Origin of the sequence: Pedobacter sp. BMA (assembly GCF_001027745.1) — a bacterium.
Lineage (GTDB): Bacteria > Bacteroidota > Bacteroidia > Sphingobacteriales > Sphingobacteriaceae > Pedobacter.
In genome coordinates, this window is the sequence record NZ_LECU01000010.1 from 1 (window position 1) to 20,036 (window position 20,036).

Here is a 20,036-nt window from a genome sequence, read left to right on the forward strand (position 1 = left end):
AGTCAGTATATGTTCAACGGGATTTACATCAATCCGGCTTACGCAGGTTACAAAGAGGTACTCAATGTGCACAGCTTTTACCGCAGTCAGTGGACAGGTATTACCGGTGCACCTAAAAGTATGGCCCTTGCTGTTGATGCCATTGCAAACAGTGGCAATGTGGGCCTGGCCCTTCAGGTAGCCAGCGATAAACTGGGTGCCCAAACCAACTTAAGCGTTTATGGAAATTATTCCTACCGGATACGGATGAATGATGACGGGAGTTCCCGTTTAGCGCTGGGTCTGGGTGTAGGAATGATGCAACTGGGTATCGACGGTTCACTGCTGAACCCCAACGATCCTGAACCCTATCAGCCCGTTGGTGTACAAAGCACCATTGTGCCTGATGCAAGGGCAGGGGTATACTTTGCCAACGACAGGTATTATGCCGGATTCTCCGTTGACAATCTGATTGCGACTTACATCAATATAGACCGGTACGCCTTCATTGCACAACCAAAGCCTCATTATTATCTTACAGCTGGTGCCTTGTTCCCGATCAATGAAAATTTTCAGATCAAGCCATCTTTTCTGTTAAAAGACGACAGGGGTGGGCCAACGAGTTTAGATTTAAATGCCTTTTTGTTGATTAAGGAATTTCTCTGGGTAGGTGGGTCATACCGCACAGGTGTAAAACTCTACGACAAGAGCTATCTTCAAAACGACCTGACACCACGTAACTCTGCTGTTGCAGCGATACAGATCTTCCCATCAGAAAAAATCAGGATTGGTTATGGTTATGATTTCTCTATCGGTCCTTTACAGGGGTATAGCGGAGGTACACATGAGATCTCAATTGCCTATTCATTCATCAAACCAAACATCCGACTGGCAACACCAAGGGTTTTTTAAACATTAAATCAGTAAATTAGCTAAATTATCCAATCAATTATAATGAAGAAAATTTTAATAGGTACCTGCTTCTCTGCATATTGTTTATTTGTAACTGGTTTCTCTGCGCAAGCGCAATATGTAATCAAGGATGCTGATAAACAGTTTGACTTGTTTAACTACAGCAAGGCGGCAGATTTATACGAGCAGGCCTATAAAAAGAAAGAAACTTTACACGCTGCCGAACGTTTGGCCAATGCATACGCCAATATGTACAATTACAAACAGGCAGAAAGCTGGTATGCAATAGCTTCTAAAATGGCCGGCAGTAAACCTGAAAATATTTTAGGCTATGCAAAAGCGCTCCAGAATAATTCAAAATACAGTGAAGCAAAAGTTCAGTATTTAAATTATATCGAGCAGAAAAAAGACGTTCCGGAAAGGCAGCAAGCCGTTTGGATCGGATCATGTGATTCAGCAATAAAATGGATCAGGAATCCAAAAAAAGTAGAGCTGATCAATCAAAAGGAATTAAACAGTACACAATCAGACTGGGGAGCTTTCAAATATCAGAATGGAGTAGTTTTTACATCTGACCGTTTAAACAGTAAACTGGAATCGAACGAAAGCCGCCCGTTCTTACGATTTGATGGCACCAAAGAGCCCAATGCCAATGTATATGGCTGGACGGGAAATGGCTACCTCAAATTATATTATAAAGCCTCTTCTAAAGACAGTCTGGCATTGTTTCCAATCAGAACAGGTACGCGTTATCATGTGGGTTCAGCAAGTTTTACTGCTGATGGGAAAACCATGTATTTTACACTCACCCGCATTACCGACGAACTGGAACGTTTGAAAAAACAACCCACAACGGTTAACGTTGAAATATTCAGCAGCACCAAATCCGCAGATGGTACCTGGAGCGAACCGGTATCTTTCACTTACAATAACGTGAACGAGTATTCTGTTGGAGATCCGTTTGTCACCACCGACGGCAATAGTCTGTACTTTGCATCTAACATGCCTGGCGGCTTAGGTGGAACAGATATCTACGTTTGCCTGAAAACCGATGCAGGAGAATGGGGAAAACCAATTAACCTGAAAGAGGTCAACACACCTGGTAACGAACGGAGTCCGGTTTTCGATGAGAAAGATAATTTTTATTTTTCAAGCGATGGCAGAGTGGGTATGGGCGGACTGGATGTATACCAGGCTTTAAGACAAGGAGGTGGGATTGGTGTGATAGAGAATCTTGGTTACCCCTTTAACTCTCCTCAGGATGACTTTAGTTTCAGTCTGAATGAAAAAGGCGGCATTGTTTACCTGTCCTCAAACCGTGAAGGTGGAGTGGGTAGTGATGATATTTATTCGATAGATCAGAAAGCGATATTGGCTTTTAAACTGGAAGGACGGGTTTTCGATCGTAAAACCAGCGATCCATTAACGAATGCGGTGGTTACACTTTCTAAAGTGAATGGCTCAGTAATCAAAACCGAAACAGATGAAAACGGATTCTATGAGTTTAATCTCGCGAAAGAATCTGAGTACAATGTTTCTGCTGAAAAAACCGCTTACAGATCTGATGTAGAAAACCTGGCCACTATTGGCTTAACAACCTCAGAAGTGTTGAAACAGGATTTATACCTTGAAGCAATTGAGCTGATGAAAGGGATCAGATTGGAAAATATTTACTACGATTTCGACAAATGGAATATTCGTCCGGATGCAGCGGTTGAACTGGATAAGCTGGTTAAGATTTTGGTTGAAAATCCAACGATCTGGATTGAGCTGGGCTCGCACACCGATAGCCGCGGAAAGGATGGTTATAACCTGAGTTTGTCGCAAAAAAGAGCTGAGTCTGCCGTTCAGTATATCATATCAAAAGGCATTGCTAAAAACCGCATCACGGCTAAAGGTTACGGCGAAACGCAACTGTTAAACAAGTGTAGCAATGGTGTAGAATGCAGCGATGCTGATCACCAGTTAAACAGAAGAACGGAGTTTAAAATTGTTAAGCAATAAATAAGACTAATAGCATAAATATTGAAATGCCCTGATAGCAATATCAGGGCATTTTTTATGCACCAACATTCAGAATAAAAAACGTTAAGCTAAAAATGTTAGTATATTGTGGATAATTCACAAATTGATTTTTAAGTTAAAGCTAAATATATTAGTAATTTTGATTGTAAAATTATTCTTAACATTTTAAACGCTGATGATATGAACCAGACTGATAAACATATCATACACATGGATCAGGATGCCTTTTTCGTATCTGTAGAATTAAGGAAAAATCCCAGCCTGGTTGGGAAGCCTGTTATTGTTGGAGGCGGATCTGATCGGGGCGTAGTAACTTCCTGTAGTTATGAGGCCCGTAAGTATGGTGTACATGCCGCTATGCCAGGAAGGATGGCCCGGCAACTCTGTCCCCAGGCAATATTTGTCCGCGGGAATATGGAAGACTATTCCAAAGCATCTCACGAAATCACAGAGATTATTGCGGATAAAGTCCCGCTTTTCGAAAAGGCGAGCATCGATGAACACTATATCGACATGACCGGGATGGACAAGTTTTTTGGGTGCATGAAATTTGCTTCCGAATTGCGCCAAACCATCATTAAAGAAACCGGCTTACCGATATCTTTTGGCTTATCTGTTAATAAAACGGTTTCAAAGATCGTGACCAATGAGTGTAAACCTAATGGAGAGCTCAAAATCCCCTTGCCTGAAGTACGCTCATTTCTGAATCCCCTGGCCGTGCATAAAATACCGGGCATTGGCGATTCAACCTATAAAAGGCTAAGTGAGATGGGCGTGCGTAGAATACAAACACTTGCAGAAGTTCCGCAGGATTTGATGTTTAAGATTTTGGGTCAGCATGGACTGGGCATCTGGCAGAAAGCCAACGGAATTGATCTTTCGCCCGTAGTGCCTTACCGGGAACGTAAATCAATCGGTACCCAAACAACTTTTGAAAGTGACAGTATGGATATTTCGAAGATGAAGGCTATACTAAGTGGAATGGTTACCAATTTAACTTATGAACTCCGGCACCAGCAGAAACTTACAGCCTGCATTACGGTTACGATCCGGTACTCGAATTTCGAAACGGTTACCCAGCAGGCGCGGATTCCCTATACTGCGCTGGATTCATTTCTGACCGCAAAAGCGCACGACTTGTTTGAGCGACTCTATTCCCGCCGGATGATGTTGCGCCTGATCGGGGTAAAACTGTCTCATCTGGTGAGCGGGTTTGAGCAGATTGGCCTGTACCATACTTCTGAAGTTGAATACGATTTGTACCAGGCAATGGATAAAGTACGGGATCATTATGGATTAGAATCGGTAGTGAAAGCCTGCATCGTCAAGCCCCCTCTTAAAGATGAAAATAATAAAGTAATTAAATATAACCCCAGGAAGAAAAAAGCGACAACAGAGCGGCCGGATGAGACGGAAGAGAAGAGACGTTCGCGGATCAGAACCTTCATTAATACTGACCTGGGAACAGCAACGAAGCTGGATTAGTTAAACTGTCCACCCATCATTCAATCACCCACCATATCTTGTACCTGATACTGAAATGTTTCTAAACGTGCATTCTACATATAGCCTTAAATATGGAACCATTCCCGTTCAGGAAATTGTACGTCAGGCCCGCGCATTGGATATTCACCAATTGGTTTTAACCGATATCAATAATTCAACGGGTGCCATGGAGTTTATCCGTGAATGCGAAAAGCAAAAACTCAAGGTCGACAAAACAGAACAGCACGCAGGAAATAACCCATATTTAATTAAGCCGGTTACCGGCATTGAATTCCGGTTAAATAACCTTTTACTTTACATTGGTATAGCAAAAAACAAGGAAGGTATGAGGGAGCTCAACGAGTTTTTAACCTTTCATAACCTGAATCAGAAAGAACTTCCACGAACTGCACCAGCTTTCGAAAATGCTTTTGTGATTTATCCTTTTTCCAAAAATGCCGACCGGACATTGAGATCAAATGAGTTTATGGGCATACGACGTGACCAACTCAATTTTTTGTATTCCCATCCTTTGGATCATATCAGGCATAAGCTGGTGGTTTGGCACCCGGTAACAGTTACAGGAAAGTATGAGTATCGTTTGCATGAGTATTTGCGGGCAATCAGTTCCAGCACCTTGCTAACTAAAGTTGATGAAGCAGATAAATGTTTGGAAGCAGAAGTTTTGATTTCGGAACAGGAAATTGAAAATCAGTTTGCCGAATATCCTTTTATACTCGAAAACACCCGGCGAATATTTGATAGTTGCTCCATGGATGACTACCTGGTGAAGGGCAAGTTCTCTAAAAATAAAAAAACTTATACTAGAACAGGTCCGGATGGTGACCGGCTGATGCTTCGCAATCTCACGTTGAAAGGTTTAGCATATAGATATGGGGTGGGCCATGCTGTTGCCAGGGAAAGGATCGAAAAGGAACTCAGGGTAATTGAAGCACTGGATTACTGTGCATACTTTCTGATTACCTTTGATATTATTCGTTTCGCTATCGACAAGTGCGGTTTTTATCATGTGGGGAGAGGATCTGGAGCCAATAGCATTGTTGCCTATTGTTTACGCATTACAGACGTTGATCCAATTGAACTTGATTTGTATTTTGAACGGTTTTTAAATGAAAAACGTACAAGTCCGCCTGATTTTGATATCGATTTTTCATGGGACGAACGGGAGGTGATACAGCGCTACCTCTTTGATCGGTATCCTAAAGGACATGTAGCATTTCTAGGGACCATGAGTACTTTTAAAGACAGGGCAATTATCCGCGAAATAGGAAAAGTACTTGGCTTGCCCAAAGAAGAAATTGACAGTTTTAGCGACCAGACAAAAGAAAGGGACAACCTCCAAAACCCTACGTTTAAAAAGTTAATGCTGGTCCACAGCCTCATGAGAGATATGCCCAACCAAAGATCGATTCATGCTGGCGGAATCTTAATTTCTGAAGAGCCGCTTACTTACTATACTGCTTTGGATTTACCTCCCAAAGGCTTTCCAACCGTACAATGGGATATGTATGAAGCCGAATTTATTGGTTTCGAGAAATTCGATATTTTAAGTCAGCGGGGCATAGGGCACATTAGAGAGGCTGTTCGTATTGTTAAGGAAAACCAGGGTAAGGATGTAGACATTCATAACTTCCCCAGGTTTCGGGACGACCCGAGACTAAACGCTGAGCTCAGGGAAGGTCAGCCCATCGGTTGCTTTTATATCGAATCGCCGGCCATGCGTCAATTGTTGAAAAAGCTCACTTGTGAAGATTACCTTACGCTGGTGGCAGCAAGCTCTATCATCCGTCCCGGGGTAGCCAGCTCTGGTATGATGAAAATGTACATTCAGAGTTATCATGCTCCTCACCAGGTCAAATACCTCCACCCGGTGATGAAAGAGCAATTGCAGGAAACCTTCGGTGTTATGGTTTATCAGGAGGATGTGATTAAGATTTGTCATCACTATGCGGGTTTGGATCTGGCCGATGCAGACATATTGCGGCGAGCCATGAGTGGCAAGTACCCGTCGAAACTGGAGTTTGATAAACTGGTACAACGTTTTTTCGATTCCGCGAAACAGTTAGGACGTGATGAAGAAGTGACTAAAGAGGTTTGGCGGCAGGTTTCATCGTTCGCAGGCTACAGCTTTTCGAAAGCCCATTCGGCTTCTTTCGCGGTAGAAAGCTATCAAAGCCTTTACCTTAAAACTTATTTCCCAAAAGAGTTCATGGTTGCGGTACTGAATAATTATGGAGGTTTTTACAGCAGATGGGTGTATGTACATGAATTACAGAAAACAGGCGCCAGGGTGCATTTGCCTTGTGTAAACTTTAGCGATGACGTGGTCAATATAAAAGGGAATGAAGCCTACCTGGGCTTTATCGGTATACAGGGGCTTGAAAATAAGTTTATCGAACGAATACCCCACGAGCGTAGGTTAAATGGCAATTTTAAGAACCTGGAGGACTTTGTGAAGCGTACACAGATTACACTGGAACAATCTATTTTACTGATTCGTTTGGGCGCGCTACGATTTACGGGCAAAGATAAGAAGAGCCTGTTATGGGATATTCATAACTATCTGGGGCACCAGCGGAAGTTAATCAATACGGCTGAGCTGTTTAGTGTAGAACATAGCGTATATCAGTTGCCAGAACTCGAGAATTCCGCTCTGGAAGATGCCTATGCCGAGCTGGAACTATTGGGATTTCCTCTAAATTACACCATGTTCGACTTTTTGAAAACCAAATACCGTGGTGACGTAAAGGCGGCAGATCTGCAGCGATATGTGGGGCAGACAGTGAAAATGGTTGGTAATTATGTTTGTGAGAAAACTGTCCGTACTATCAAAAATACTAAGATGTGGTTCGGCACCTTTATAGATGATCAGGGCGATTTCTTTGATACCACCCATTTTCCGAATACTACACCGTTGTATCCTTTTAAAGGGAAGGGCTGCTATTTGATATTAGGTAAAGTAGTGGAAGATTTTGGTTTTCCAAGTATTGAAGTTTTGAAGTTTGCCAAGCTCGAGATTGTTATGAATCCGGTAGCAGTTCACTAATACCACCCGATTAATTCATATCTTGGCTGATGTAATGTCCTCGAGATTTAGTTATGGTTCACCTTAAAGCAGAAATAGAGCGCTTCGCGCAAATGGGCGAAAAGACGGGATGGAGTTATGTATTCATTCCCGCGGCTAAGGCAAACGAAATAAAACCCGGTTGCAAAGTAACTTTCAGGGTGAAAGGAAAAATTGATGCGCTTGAAATAAGCGGTCTGGCCACCATCCCAATGGGCGAGGGGGATTACATCATTGCGCTGCGATCTGAGCTTCGTAAAAAGCTTAAAAAAGAGGCGGGAGCAGCTATTGAATTATTCTTGGAAGAGGACATAACATTCAAAATTGAAATGCCCGAAGATCTGGAGATATGCCTTGCCGATGGGGAAGGACTATTGGAGCATTTTCTGGGGCAACCGAAGTCGCATCAAAACTATTTTATTAAATGGATTAACGAGGCTAAAACAGAAGCTACCCGAACTAAAAGACTGACCATGACCGTTAGTGCAATGGAAAAAGGGCAGGACTATGGAGCAATGATCAGAGCATCTAAATCCAGGCCTTTAGATGGATGATTTCCGGTTATAGTCCCTGAACCAGCTACTTACTTTCATCTGGATAACACCTAAAAATGCTTCACGGAAAATTCGCGTGCTCATCTTTGATGTCCCTTCAGTCCGATCAGTGAAGATGATGGGGACTTCTACCACATTGAAACCGAATTTGATGGCCGTAAATTTCATTTCGATCTGGAAGGCATACCCCACGAACCGTATTTTGTTTAGCGGAATAGTCTCCAGTACAATCCGGCGATAACATTTAAAACCGGCAGTGGCATCCTGAATGTTTATTCTGGTGATAAAGCGCACATACATTGAGGCGAAATACGACATCAGCACCCTGCCCATAGGCCAGTTTACCACATTAACACCTTTTACATATCTTGATCCAATCGCCACATCCGCACCTTGTAAACAGGCATCACGTAAGCGGGCAAGATCGTCGGGATTATGCGAGAAATCTGCATCCATTTCAAAGATGTATTGATAGTCCCGTTGCAAAGCCCAGTTGAAACCATAAATGTAGGCTGTGCCCAGTCCTTGCTTCCCTGACCGCTCTTCGATGAACAGATGATCCTGATACTCTCCCTGCAGCGATTTTACAATTTCAGCTGTGCCATCGGGCGAGCCGTCATCAATAATTAAAACATGAAAAGGCTGAGTCAAAGAAAATACCTTTCGGATAATCTTTTCTATATTTTCCTTTTCGTTATAAGTAGGGATGATAACTAAACTGTCTGACACGGTTATTATTTTTTTAACGAAAGCCATTTTAGCTTTCAAACTGCGAAAGTAAATATTAAAAGTGAATAATCCCTATCCGGAAGCCTAATAGGGATTAAATGTTTGATGTAAAGCTTAACGAACTTCGCCCATTAATTTCTTCACCAGCTGCGAAAACACGATCAGTCCAACGCCGGCAATTAATGAATACAATGCTAAAACCTTGTATCCCTCGGTGTAAGCAACTAGTTTAGCCATCAGCGAAGCATTCTCTATAGTCGACATTTCTGCGCCTAATTTACCTGCTGCAAGCTGCCCGAAAGCACTGGATAGAAACCATAATCCCATCATCATACCGAACATCTTTTTTGGGGAAAGTTTGGTGATGATCGACATCCCGATTGGACCCAGGCAAAGTTCTCCGAGGGTAAGCAAAAGATAGGCTAACGTGAAAATATTCAACGAACTAATCCCTTGCGCATTGGCAAATAAACGCGTAGCATAGAAAACGTAAAAGCTGAGTGCCAGTAACAGAAAACCGATTCCAAACTTAACAACGGTATTAGGTTCTATCTTGCGTTTATGCATCCCTATCCACAAAATACCTATCAACGGGCTGAAAATAATCACAAATAGTGAGTTTACACTGTTGTTAACCACATTAGGGTCGATGTTAAGAAAAACCAGACTATGATCGAGATTATCTTTTGCAAAGAGCGATAATGAGCCGCCGCTTTGCTCAGAAATAGCCATAAAAATGAAATAACAAAAAATGAAAACAAAAGCTGCAATCAGTTTATATTTCGCCTGCAGGGTAGGTACCATAGCTGTTTCATAAATAAAATAAATCAGGGCTATAATGCCAATGGTGTACATGAAATAATCTGTATAATCGGTGTTCTTTACCATGATAAAGATTAGTGGAATCGATATCAGCGAGCCGATGTAGACGGCGATTTCATAAATTGTACGTTTCTTTTTATCGAGGTTAAGGAGTGGAGAATCACCAATAGGTCCGAGGTGCTTTTTAGTAAAGATAAACGTACCAAGACCAAACGCCATCACCAATGCTGCCGACAGAAAGCAATAGTGCCAGTTGTAATACTTGCCCAGATAAATGCACATCGCACCACCAAGCAAACCACCAATATTTATTCCCGCATAGAACAACCCATAGCCCGCATCTCTTCTGTTATCTTTCTCGTGATACAGTTCACCAACCATCGATGAGATGTTGGGTTTAAAGAAGCCGGTTCCAATGATGGAAAGCGTAATGCCCGCATAAAAGAAATCGTGTGGAGAAACCGCGAGGATGAGGTTTCCCAAAATCATCAGCGAACCACCCCAGAACAAAGATTTTTTGAAGCCTAATACTTTATCGGCAAAAATACCGCCTATAAAAGTAAAAGCATACACAAATGCTTGTATTGCGCCGTATTGCAGATTTGATTTCTGGTCGCTCAAACCCAGTTGCTCCACCATGAAAAAGGCGAGTACACCGCGCATACCGTAAAAACAGAATCGCTCCCACATCTCTACAAGTGACAGATACCAAAGTTGCTTTGGATATTTACCTTCAAAATTCTGAATCTGCTCTAATGTTATTTCTTTTTCCATTACAAGTTTTTAACAGAAAAACCCACCAGTAGTGGCGGGTTTTTAAAAATTAGATTATTTTATTTTCTAGTGTACGCCATGCATCCATTTACGCAATATCGGACTAATAGCAAACATCACGAATCCGGCCACTACCGGAATAATAGTGAATATTAAGAAGAAGGTTGATATAGAATATTCTGCACTGATTTTATCGATTAAAGAACCGGTTGCACCTGCAAGGTAATTTCCAATCGCTGTACAGGTAAAGAAAACGCCAAACATCAGGCCTACCAGATTGGGAGGGGCAAGTTTACTCACGTAAGATAATCCGACTGGGGAAATGCAAAGCTCACCAACAGTATGGAAGAAATAAGCAAAAATTAACCAGAATAAACTTACCTGGGCTGAAGTAGCGCCCTGAGGGATATCTGATCCACCGTAGGCTAAACCCGCAAAACCGATCCCTACAAATATTAACCCTAAACCAAATTTCACCGGACCGCTGGGGTTAAATTTACTCTCCCAGAATTTGGAAAAGATTGGTGCAAGTGAAACAATGAAAAAGCTGTTTAAAACGCTGAACCATGAAGCAGGAACCTCTGTGCTTACAGAACCTAACTCTCTGTCTACTTTCCAGATAGCAATAACCCAGATGATAACAAAGCTTAACAGGGTAAACAAAATGGTTGCCGGATATTTTTTAAATATTTTAGAAGCTAAACTGGCCAATACTACAGTTACCGCAACCAAAGGGAAAATCGTTAAAATACTGTCAATCCATTTAAAAGTTGTCGCTGCACCCCCGGTCAGGTTTCTCAACGTATAATCCTTGGCGAAGATTGTCATAGATCCGCCAGCCTGTTCGAAAACCATCCAGAAGAAAATAGTAAATATAGAAAGGATGGCGATCACCCATAAACGCTGACTTCTCACATGTTTAGGGATTTCAACAACAGTCGGGTCTGCTTTTTCTACTTTTTCGGTTTTATCAACAGCAGCACCGATTACACCGAATATTTTTTGTGCAAAGTAAAACTGGAGCATCCCGAAAAGCATGAAAACTCCGGCTAATCCGAAACCATAATGCCAGCCCACTTTTTCGCCAATATAACCGCACATTAACATACCTATAAAGGCACCTGAGTTGATACCCATGTAAAAAATGGCGTAAGCACTGTCTTTTTTATCGCTGATAGGAGGGTAGAGTTTACCTACAATGGAGGAAATATTTGGTTTAAAGAATCCGTTTCCGACGATAAGCAGTAGTAAACCTAAATAAAAGAAATTGGTACTGATTCCTTCCAGAGCCATTGAAGCATGTCCAAGGGTCATGATAGCAGCGCCAAGGATAACAGCCTTTCTGTAACCTGTAAATCTGTCGGCAATTAATCCGCCCAGTATTGGCGTAAAATAAACAAGTCCGGTATATAATGCATAAAGTTGCAGGGCTTCCGGACGAGGCCAGCCCCAGCCATTTTTACTTAGATCACTGATTAAAAATAAAACTAAAATGGCACGCATACCATAGTAGCTGAAGCGTTCCCACATTTCAGTAAAGAACAGTACAAATAAACCTACGGGATGGCTAAATAGTTTCTCACTTGATACGCCCTGACTTGCTAAATGGAGATCTAACTCCTTATCATGGTCAATGCTAGTCGTTTCACTAGATGTTTGCATAAAACGTTTGTTGGTTTTAGTTTATGAATTCAGAATTTGTGTGTTGTTTAAGCTAGTTTGCAGGGCGCAATATAGTCAGTGATTGGCAAACTCACAAATATTTAGTATACGCGGAAGGTAATGAACTTGTTAGGTGATCGTAAAAATTAAAACTTCCTGATGGGCTTAAGATTTTTCTTCGGATCGGCATAGAGTTCATCCATTGCATTGGCTTCATTCGTCAATTCTACTTCTTCCTGTAATTTCAGTCTGCCTCCTATAAACTTAAAGCCATCGAAAGTGCCGTCAGATCCGTAATACTCGGCCCTTCCCACCATTTCAGGGTCAAAAGGAGCCAGGTGGTCGAACACAATCATTCCTGCCTTTTGATCGGTTTTAAGAACCATAGCATTCGATTTAGCATACTCGAAAATGATTCTGTTTTTACCCTTCAGTTCTTTGCCATCAAAAACAGGCGCACCAAAAACAAGGTTATCTTTTTCAAATGTCAGTATTTCGATGATTTTTTTTGTGGTGGTTTCGTTATTCCCTTTCCAGCCCAATAATACATAATAAGGCAAGTGGTTCCCACTCTTAACCGGCACAATTTCATAATACCTGGAACCATACCATTTCTGGTTATTGTTAATGGCATTCGCATCAGTAAAATTGTCTGTCTGATCAATTAAAGGATAAAGTTTTAGAGGCCCGTTATTCGTATTCATCTGTATCGTTCCGTAATAGCGGTAAGTGCCATTACTTTGCTTCAGGTACCAGCTCAGAACTCTGAACGCTCGGTCTGGCGATTGAATGACCGATACATTTTTCAATGAGTCGAATGGATAAGAGAAGGAATTAGGGATTTTTAAAGCCTCTACAAGTGTTTTTACAAAACGCCCGTTAATTTCGGTTTTTACCTCGTCACTTTCAGCAGCAACTGCGGCCGTGGAAATCTTAATAAGGGTATCCTGTAAACTTTTGAGTTTAAGGTCGTGTTGCTGAGCCTTTACTTCAACGATCAGCAACGCCAATATAATGAAGAGATAATATCTGATATTCATTTAATACATTTTCTCAATAACCAGTGCACTGGCACCACCGCCGCCATTACAAATTCCGGCAACACCTATTTTCCCGTTGTTTTGTTCCAGCACCGATAACAAAGTTACAACAATTCTGGCACCAGATGCACCCAACGGATGGCCTAAGGATACTGCACCGCCATTAACATTTACCTGTTCGGGATTGAGATTCAGGTTCTGGTTATTAGCAATCGAAACGACAGAAAAAGCTTCATTGATTTCAAAGAAATCCACAGACGCCAGAGGTGTGTTTGCCTTTTGCAACGCTAAGGGAATGGCTTTTGACGGCGTTGTAGTAAACCATTCCGGTGCCTGTTGCGCATCAGCATATCCTAAAATTCTGGCTATGGGTTTTAAACCAAGTTCCTGTGCTTTTTCTAGGCTCATCAAAACCAGTGCTGCAGCCCCATCGTTTAGTGTCGAAGCATTTGCAGCTGTTACAGTTCCATCTTTTTTGAATACAGGTTTAATACTTGGTATTTTGTCGAACTTCACAGCATAAGGTTCATCGTCGGTATCTATTACAGTGATTTCACCTTTTCTGTCTTTCACTTCAATCGGAATGATTTCTCCTGAAAACTTACCCGATGTTTGCGCAGCTTGTGCCCTTCGATAGGATTCAATAGCAAAATTATCCTGATCCTCGCGGCTGATGTTACACTCCGATGCACAAAGTTCTGCCGCGGAGCCCATATGGTAATCGTTATAGACATCCCAAAGCCCATCTTTTACCAGACCATCCGTTAGCTGACCATGCCCCAGGCGATACCCATTTCTGGCCTTATCCAGATAGTAGGGTACATTACTCATGCTTTCCATGCCGCCTGCAACAACAATATCCTGATCGCCATTGCCTATACTCTGGGCAGCAAGCATAATGGCTTTTGTGCCTGAAGCACAAACTTTGTTGATGGTAGTGGCGGGTAGGTCAGGAAGTCCGGCAATTTTAGCAGCCTGTGTAGCCGGTGCCTGTCCTAAGTTTGCCGAAAGCACATTGCCCATGTATACTTCCTGAATTTGTGCGGGTTGTAAGCCTGCCTTTTCAATAGCAGCCTTAATGGCAAAGCCTCCAAGCTGTGTAGCCGAAAACTGAGATAATGAACCTCCAAAACTTCCTATGGGGGTTCTGACTGCCGATACAATTACAACTTCTTTCATGAATTAAAAATTTTATGAACTTTTGGTTAGGCTACTAAGTTATATATTTTTTTATCTTCAACTAACGGGTGAAAAGTCATTTTAGCATACCAGTTCAATCGGTTATACCTTGTCCTCTTTTGATTGCCCTCTTTTTCTCAATTTCAAAGCCTGCGTAAGCAAAAATTCAATCTGCCCGTTAGTGCTTCTGAATTCATCAGCAGCCCAGGTCTCAATATCCTTTAGTAAGGCAGGGCTTATTCTTAAAACAAATGCTTTTTTATCTTTCTCCCCCATAGCTATTGCTTAAAGTTTCTCCCGGAAATGCATACTAATTATATAAGGTTCCGGTATTAACTACTGGCTGCACGTGTCTGTCGCCACATAGCACTACCAGCAAATTGCTTACCATTGCCGCTTTGCGTTCCTCATCCAATTCCACGATCCCTTTTTGCGATAATTTTTCGAGCGCCATTTCGACCATTCCCACAGCACCCTCAACAATCAGCTTACGTGCAGCAATAACTGCCGTAGCCTGCTGACGCTGCAACATGGCACTGGCAATTTCAGGAGCATAGGCCAAATGCGAAATCCTGGCTTCCAGAACTTCAATACCAGCCCTCGACAGCCTTTCGTTCAACTCATTTTCCAGTAGCTCACTTACTTTCTCTGCCCCGTCTTTCAGCGTAATACTGGTCTCTTCGCCTTCGGAATGATCATAAGGAAAAATATTGGCCAGGTGCCGTACGGCAGCTTCGCTTTGAATGTTTACGTATTGCATGTAGTTTTCCACCGAAAACACTGCTTTGGCGGTTTCATTAACTTTCCATACTACAACAGCAGCAATTTCGATAGGATTACCCAATTTATCATTTACTTTTAATTGCTGGCCGTTCAGATTATTGGCTTTTAGCGATAGCCTTCTTTTTGCCGTTAATGGGTTTACCCAGAAAAATCCGTCAGCCTTAACCGTTCCCGTATATTTTCCAAACAAAGTTAAAACCATCGATTGATTGGGATTGATGATTAAGAAACCTGGAAAAATTAAGAATATATCGATGGCCAATAGGATACCTCCCCAGAGAAATACTTCTGTGAAAAAACAAAAAATTGAAGCACCTAAAAGTGCCAGACTTAATACGAAGGTTAAATAACCCGAGGGCGGACTAATGATTTTTTCCTGATACATGATTGATATTAATTTGATATCATAAAGTAAAATATAAAATGCGGTAAATGCAAACAAAACACTTAAAATTTATATTAGATAAAAATGTTAATTTTGAAAGCACAATAATTCTATCGCTTTGGCCAAAATCAAAAGAAATTCTCATAAAATACTGTACCGCAAGTATTCATCAAATCTCAAATATCTGATGATGATATTTACGGTTTTCATCATTACGCTTTTCCTTCCCAAACAACCCCGCTTCAGGTACGAGTTTGAAAAGAATACCGTATGGAAAAATAAAGACCTGATTTCTCCTTTCAGTTTTGCTATCCTGAAAACTAATCCGCAGGTAAGTACCGATAAGAAGAATGCGCTTAAAGATATTTTGCCCGTTTATCAATATCAGCGAGAAGTAACCAGCAATTCGCTTGAAGAATTTTCGAATGAATTTGATATTAAATGGAAATCAACCCAGCTTGGTGAAAAAGACCGGATAGAGTATAAAACTCAGGCTTATAAAATTCTGCAGTCTGTTTATGATAAAGGAATTATTGGGCTCAACGTCAAACATCAGGCAGGAGGGAAGAATTACGACTTTTCGTTGATGGAGAATAATGTGGCCAGGGAGGTGAATACACAGGATGTGTTTACGGCTGAAACCGCATTGGATTATTTTAAAGCCAATTTCAAAGCGCCGAATCAGGTAGTTGTAGATTTAATTGTTAATCTGGCACTTGATCATATTTCCCCGAACATCGTTTTCGATGAACGCTTAACCCAGACGATCCAGGAAACCACACTTAATAATATTTCTACGACAAAAGGAATGGTGCAAAAGGGCGAGCTGATTGTAGCTAAGAATGACGTTATTGACGAAGATATTTATCAGAAGCTCGAATCGTATAAGTCAACCTACGATGCACAAACCAAAACCATTGGCAGCCGCGCGCTGGTATATCTGGGGCAGGTGATATTGGTAAGTTTCATCTTAACCATTCTCATGTCGTTCCTGTTCTTGTTTCGTAAGGATATATTTGCCGATAATCGTCAGCTGTCGCTATTATTAATTGTGACAACCGGAATGTTGCTTGCACTTACCTGGGCGATAAAAGTAGAGATTCCGAGCTTATATTACATACCTTTCTGCGTCGTCCCTATTATCATCCGGATTCTATTTGATACCCGACTGGCACTTTATCTCCACATGCTGGTTATCCTGGTTGCCGGTTTCTTCGTAGCCAATAGTTTCGAATTCGTGTTTTATCAGGTTACGGCAGGTATGGTCGCTATTTTTAGTATTAAGAACTTTGTAAAGCGTGAACGTTTTCTGGTTTCTGCCTTGTATATCCTGATGTCATATTTTGTAGCCTTCGTTGGTATTGCACTTTTGCGCGAAGGTTCCTTTAGGGAAATTGAATGGATCAACTTTGTGCCCTTTATATTTAGCGTACTGTTATCATTGCTGGCTTATCCATTAATTTATTTGTTTGAGCGTATTTTCGGTATCACATCAGATGTAGCCCTGATCGAACTCACCAATACCAACAATAAACTTTTACGGGAACTGGCTTTTAAAGCACCTGGAACCTTTCAGCATTCATTGCAGGTGGCAAACCTTGCAGAAGCGGCGATATTTAAGATAGGCGGTAATTCTGTATTGGTTAGGGCAGGAGCACTCTATCATGATATTGGTAAAGTAGATAATCCGCAATACTTCATCGAAAACCAAAATACAGCCATTAGTCCGCATGATAAATTGCCCTATGAACAAAGCGCGCAGATCATTATCCAGCATGTTCATAAAGGAATAGAGATTTTGAGAAAAAATCAAATGCCTGAAGTGATCATTGATTTTATCCGCACGCACCATGGAAATACCAGGGTGGACTATTTTTATCAGTCGTTTTTAAAAAATACGCCAGAAAAATTTGTTGATGAAAACATTTTCAGGTACCCCGGACCGATCCCTTTTAGCAAGGAACAAGGGGTGTTAATGCTCGCTGATTCGGTAGAAGCTGCCTCCAGAAGTCTGAAAAATCCCGATGCGCAGAACATAAATGATATCGTTGAAAGGATAATTAATTACAAACTCGAGCAAAATCAGCTCGATGACTGCGATTTGACATTAAAAGATATCGAAACTATCAAATTGATATTCAAGACGATGCTTATGAGTATCTATCATGTGCGCATAGATTATCAACAAATTTTGTAATTTTTTTTTGTAGAATAGGTTGTTTTACTATATTTGCACACCTCAAAACAAGGTCGGTATGACAAGATGAATGAGGAAAACGGAGAGGTGCCTGAGTGGCCGAAAGGAACAGTTTGCTAAACTGTCGTACTGGTAACGGTACCGCGGGTTCGAATCCCGCCCTCTCCGCAAATTGAAATAAAAAGGCAAAAAATAATCGTTTTATAAATTATAAAACATATCTTTGCCACCCCTTGGAGAAGGGAAGTAAAAAAAGAAGATACCAAGTTCGGGATGTAGCGTAGCCCGGTATCGCGCCTGCTTTGGGAGCAGGAGGTCGTAGGTTCGAATCCTGCCATCCCGACAAAAGTTTTAACCTACTTTAAAAAGGTTTACAAAAGGTGATACCTTGTTCGGGATGTAGCGTAGCCCGGTATCGCGCCTGCTTTGGGAGCAGGAGGTCGTAGGTTCGAATCCTGCCATCCCGACTTCAGAGGACAAAGTGAATTTACTTTCATTTTGTCCTTTTTTATTTTCTAATAAACCACCACCAACCGCGAATGATCTTTCAGTAACTAAATATCTAAACTGAAATACCGCAAGCAAATAATTTTGTTCAATAGCAAACCAAGATTGTTCAGGCTTCAACATTGAACTACTACTTTCTGATCTTATTTCGTTTGCCTCCCTGGGGACTACATCTCTATGAATGCCCGGAACTAATTATTGTTTTTCAATTATTTCCATCTGTCTGAATTCACTATCAGCTAAAGGTCCATCTATAATCTAGAGTCTATATCAACAGAAAGATATCCGGTAGACTTTCCAAGAGGTTAAAGTGTAATTACTCTTTTCTTACGCAGTGCTCACCCAATTCATGACTGGGTAAGCACTGGGTAAGCACTGGGTGACGACTGGGTAAGCACTGGGTAACACTCAGACGGTTATAACCCTGTCCTATAATGTGTCTATACTGGAATAAGTTTACAGTATAAGACATTACCCTTGTCTCAATAATACTTACCCAGGTAATCATCTCCAGATGATTCGCTTATAGGGCAATCACTATTCTTGGCACAACCAGTCAGCAGGCATATTAATAAACACAATTTGAGTACAGTTTCATTTTATATTTTGCTTTTCAGATTCTTAAATAAATATACATGGAAAGTAATCACCATTGTGCTTTTCAGGATAGCGAACCTTGCAGCCTGTAAGATGAGTAAGCTGGTCTGATGTGGTGTTCCATTTCTATCCATTGTTTAACATATAAAAAAAATAAATTAGATTATAGTGTAGCAGAACATTATAAGTGCCATTATTATTTGCAGGTAAATGATTATGTGTTATACGATCTAATGCTAAATTAGCACGATGATCAATTATAATAACAGAATCTTCATTCCATCATCCAATTCTGAGAATGGAGAAACTTCTGAAGAGACAAAATTTCATTATTCGCAAGTGGGTAATGTACTTACTGCCAGCTATTCCGGAGGTCAAATCCAAACAGGACACTTAATAGGTATTGTTAGTGCCGACGGCTCAATTGATATGCGCTATCACCAGGTAAATGAATCCGGGCAGTTGATGACAGGGATATGTAATTCAGTGCCTGAGATATTGCCTTCCGGAAAAATTCGGCTCCACGAAACCTGGGAGTGGACTTCCGGCGATAGATCAAAAGGTTTTTCCGTTATAGACGAGGTTTAGTTTTTGATAATCTCGCCTTTAACTAACTTGCACTTTACATGCGTATTCCTTACGTAGTGTTATGGCCAAATGATTTATCTTTGTTAGTACATTTACTAAATGAGTTATAGCCATGAAAAGTATATCAGGTAGCCTGGAATTCTGGTCGGTTCTGTTTTTGATCCTTATTTCAACATCTTCATATGGTCAAAGCTACCAATACCAGCAGGATTTACCCATCAAAAACGGTAAGCTGGTATACGAAAAAATTGTCGAGGGGATGGATGTAAAGAAGCCGCTATTATACGCCAGTGCAAAAAAGTGGATGGCTGATAAGCTTAAAAATACCGGACCTGTTCTCCAGTCAGAGGACATCACTACAGGACAACTCATCGGGAAAGCGTTTTTAGACGTGAAGAACCGGTCTTCCCTGGTGAGCAGTCTTGAAGGATACCCGATCTATAAGTTTAGCGTTCAGTTCGATGTCAGAGACGGAAAATACCGGATGAGGATTTATGATATCCTTTTAAACATTCAGCCCCGGGTTGGAGAGGAAGTGACCGCTAATCTTGATTCGCTGATTCTGAAATCTCCACCCATAACCGGAAAAGCCCGCATTGACAGGGCCAAGGCAACTTCACTGGAATTAAATACCATTTTCCGGGGGCTATTGAATTCCTTTAATGAAATCATCAAGGAGGCCAGACTCGATGACTTTTAAATCACTCATTGCCTGCCTGATAAATATTAAGTG

General features: G+C 41.3%; 15 protein-coding genes and 3 tRNA genes. 11 read left to right on the forward strand and 7 right to left on the reverse strand.

Annotation, left to right across the window (positions count from 1 at the left end; genetic code table 11):
* The 5 genes from AB669_RS19895 to AB669_RS19915 form a co-directional block, all read left to right on the forward strand.
* On the forward strand, nt 1-891 hold an 891-nt coding region (locus AB669_RS19895), incomplete at its 5' end, for a type IX secretion system membrane protein PorP/SprF (protein ID WP_047801125.1).
* 42 nt (nt 892-933) lie between these two features.
* Nucleotides 934-2,895, forward strand: coding sequence for an OmpA family protein (locus tag AB669_RS19900; RefSeq protein WP_047801126.1), 1,962 nt, complete (start codon nt 934-936; stop codon nt 2,893-2,895).
* Nucleotides 2,896-3,096: 201 nt separating this feature from the next.
* Entirely contained in the window at nt 3,097-4,401 is a 1,305-nt protein-coding gene (dinB, locus tag AB669_RS19905) for a DNA polymerase IV (RefSeq protein ID WP_047801127.1), read from the forward strand.
* 67 nt (nt 4,402-4,468) lie between these two features.
* Nucleotides 4,469-7,468: a DNA polymerase III subunit alpha gene (gene dnaE / locus AB669_RS19910; protein WP_231582722.1), complete on the forward strand. Its 3,000-nt coding sequence runs from the start codon at nt 4,469-4,471 to the stop codon at nt 7,466-7,468.
* A 53-nt stretch (nt 7,469-7,521) separates the two neighbouring features.
* Nucleotides 7,522-8,040, forward strand: a complete 519-nt coding sequence (locus AB669_RS19915) for a YdeI/OmpD-associated family protein (RefSeq protein ID WP_047801129.1) — start codon at nt 7,522-7,524, stop codon at nt 8,038-8,040.
* Here the strand turns inward: AB669_RS19915 and AB669_RS19920 are convergent.
* The 7 genes from AB669_RS19920 to AB669_RS19945 all read right to left on the reverse strand — a co-directional run bounded on the left by AB669_RS19920 (nt 8,029) and on the right by AB669_RS19945 (nt 15,414).
* The gene (locus tag AB669_RS19920; protein ID WP_047801223.1) at nt 8,029-8,769 is read right to left on the reverse strand and encodes a polyprenol monophosphomannose synthase; all 741 of its coding nucleotides are present in this window, start codon (nt 8,767-8,769) and stop codon (nt 8,029-8,031) included. The genes AB669_RS19915 and AB669_RS19920 overlap by 12 nt on opposite strands.
* 114 nt (nt 8,770-8,883) lie before the next feature.
* Complete coding sequence (locus AB669_RS19925; RefSeq protein ID WP_047801130.1) at nt 8,884-10,365, reverse strand: peptide MFS transporter; 1,482 nt, start codon at nt 10,363-10,365, stop codon at nt 8,884-8,886.
* 66 nt (nt 10,366-10,431) lie between these two features.
* Nucleotides 10,432-12,027: a peptide MFS transporter gene (locus AB669_RS19930; RefSeq protein WP_082120746.1), complete on the reverse strand. Its 1,596-nt coding sequence runs from the start codon at nt 12,025-12,027 to the stop codon at nt 10,432-10,434.
* Nucleotides 12,028-12,173: 146 nt separating this feature from the next.
* Nucleotides 12,174-13,067: a hypothetical protein gene (locus AB669_RS19935; protein ID WP_047801131.1), complete on the reverse strand. Its 894-nt coding sequence runs from the start codon at nt 13,065-13,067 to the stop codon at nt 12,174-12,176.
* Nucleotides 13,068-14,246, reverse strand: coding sequence for an acetyl-CoA C-acyltransferase (locus AB669_RS19940; protein WP_047801132.1), 1,179 nt, complete (start codon nt 14,244-14,246; stop codon nt 13,068-13,070). It abuts the gene before it with no gap.
* A gap of 102 nt (nt 14,247-14,348) precedes the next feature.
* Nucleotides 14,349-14,522, reverse strand: a complete 174-nt coding sequence (locus AB669_RS21870) for an Arc family DNA binding domain-containing protein (RefSeq protein ID WP_082120747.1) — start codon at nt 14,520-14,522, stop codon at nt 14,349-14,351.
* Between the two features lie 34 nt (nt 14,523-14,556).
* Nucleotides 14,557-15,414 (reverse strand): SPFH domain-containing protein, encoded by an 858-nt coding sequence (locus tag AB669_RS19945; RefSeq protein WP_047801225.1) that lies wholly within the window; start codon nt 15,412-15,414, stop codon nt 14,557-14,559.
* A 190-nt stretch (nt 15,415-15,604) separates the two neighbouring features.
* Between AB669_RS19945 and AB669_RS19950 the strand changes: the two genes are divergently transcribed.
* The 6 genes from AB669_RS19950 (at nt 15,605) to AB669_RS19975 (ending at nt 20,003) form a co-directional block, all read left to right on the forward strand.
* Complete coding sequence (locus tag AB669_RS19950; RefSeq protein ID WP_156166823.1) at nt 15,605-17,611, forward strand: HD family phosphohydrolase; 2,007 nt, start codon at nt 15,605-15,607, stop codon at nt 17,609-17,611.
* A gap of 81 nt (nt 17,612-17,692) precedes the next feature.
* Nucleotides 17,693-17,779, forward strand: a tRNA-Ser gene (locus AB669_RS19955).
* 101 nt (nt 17,780-17,880) lie between these two features.
* Nucleotides 17,881-17,954 (forward strand) — tRNA-Pro (locus AB669_RS19960).
* Nucleotides 17,955-18,004: 50 nt separating this feature from the next.
* Nucleotides 18,005-18,078, forward strand: a tRNA-Pro gene (locus AB669_RS19965).
* An 886-nt stretch (nt 18,079-18,964) separates the two neighbouring features.
* Nucleotides 18,965-19,303 carry a hypothetical protein gene (locus AB669_RS19970; protein ID WP_047801134.1) on the forward strand — a complete coding sequence of 113 codons (339 nt, stop codon included), beginning with the start codon at nt 18,965-18,967 and terminating at the stop codon, nt 19,301-19,303.
* A 112-nt stretch (nt 19,304-19,415) separates the two neighbouring features.
* On the forward strand, nt 19,416-20,003 hold the full coding sequence (locus tag AB669_RS19975) for a DUF4468 domain-containing protein (RefSeq protein WP_047801135.1): 588 nt from the start codon (nt 19,416-19,418) through the stop codon (nt 20,001-20,003).
* Nucleotides 20,004-20,036 lie beyond the last annotated feature (33 nt).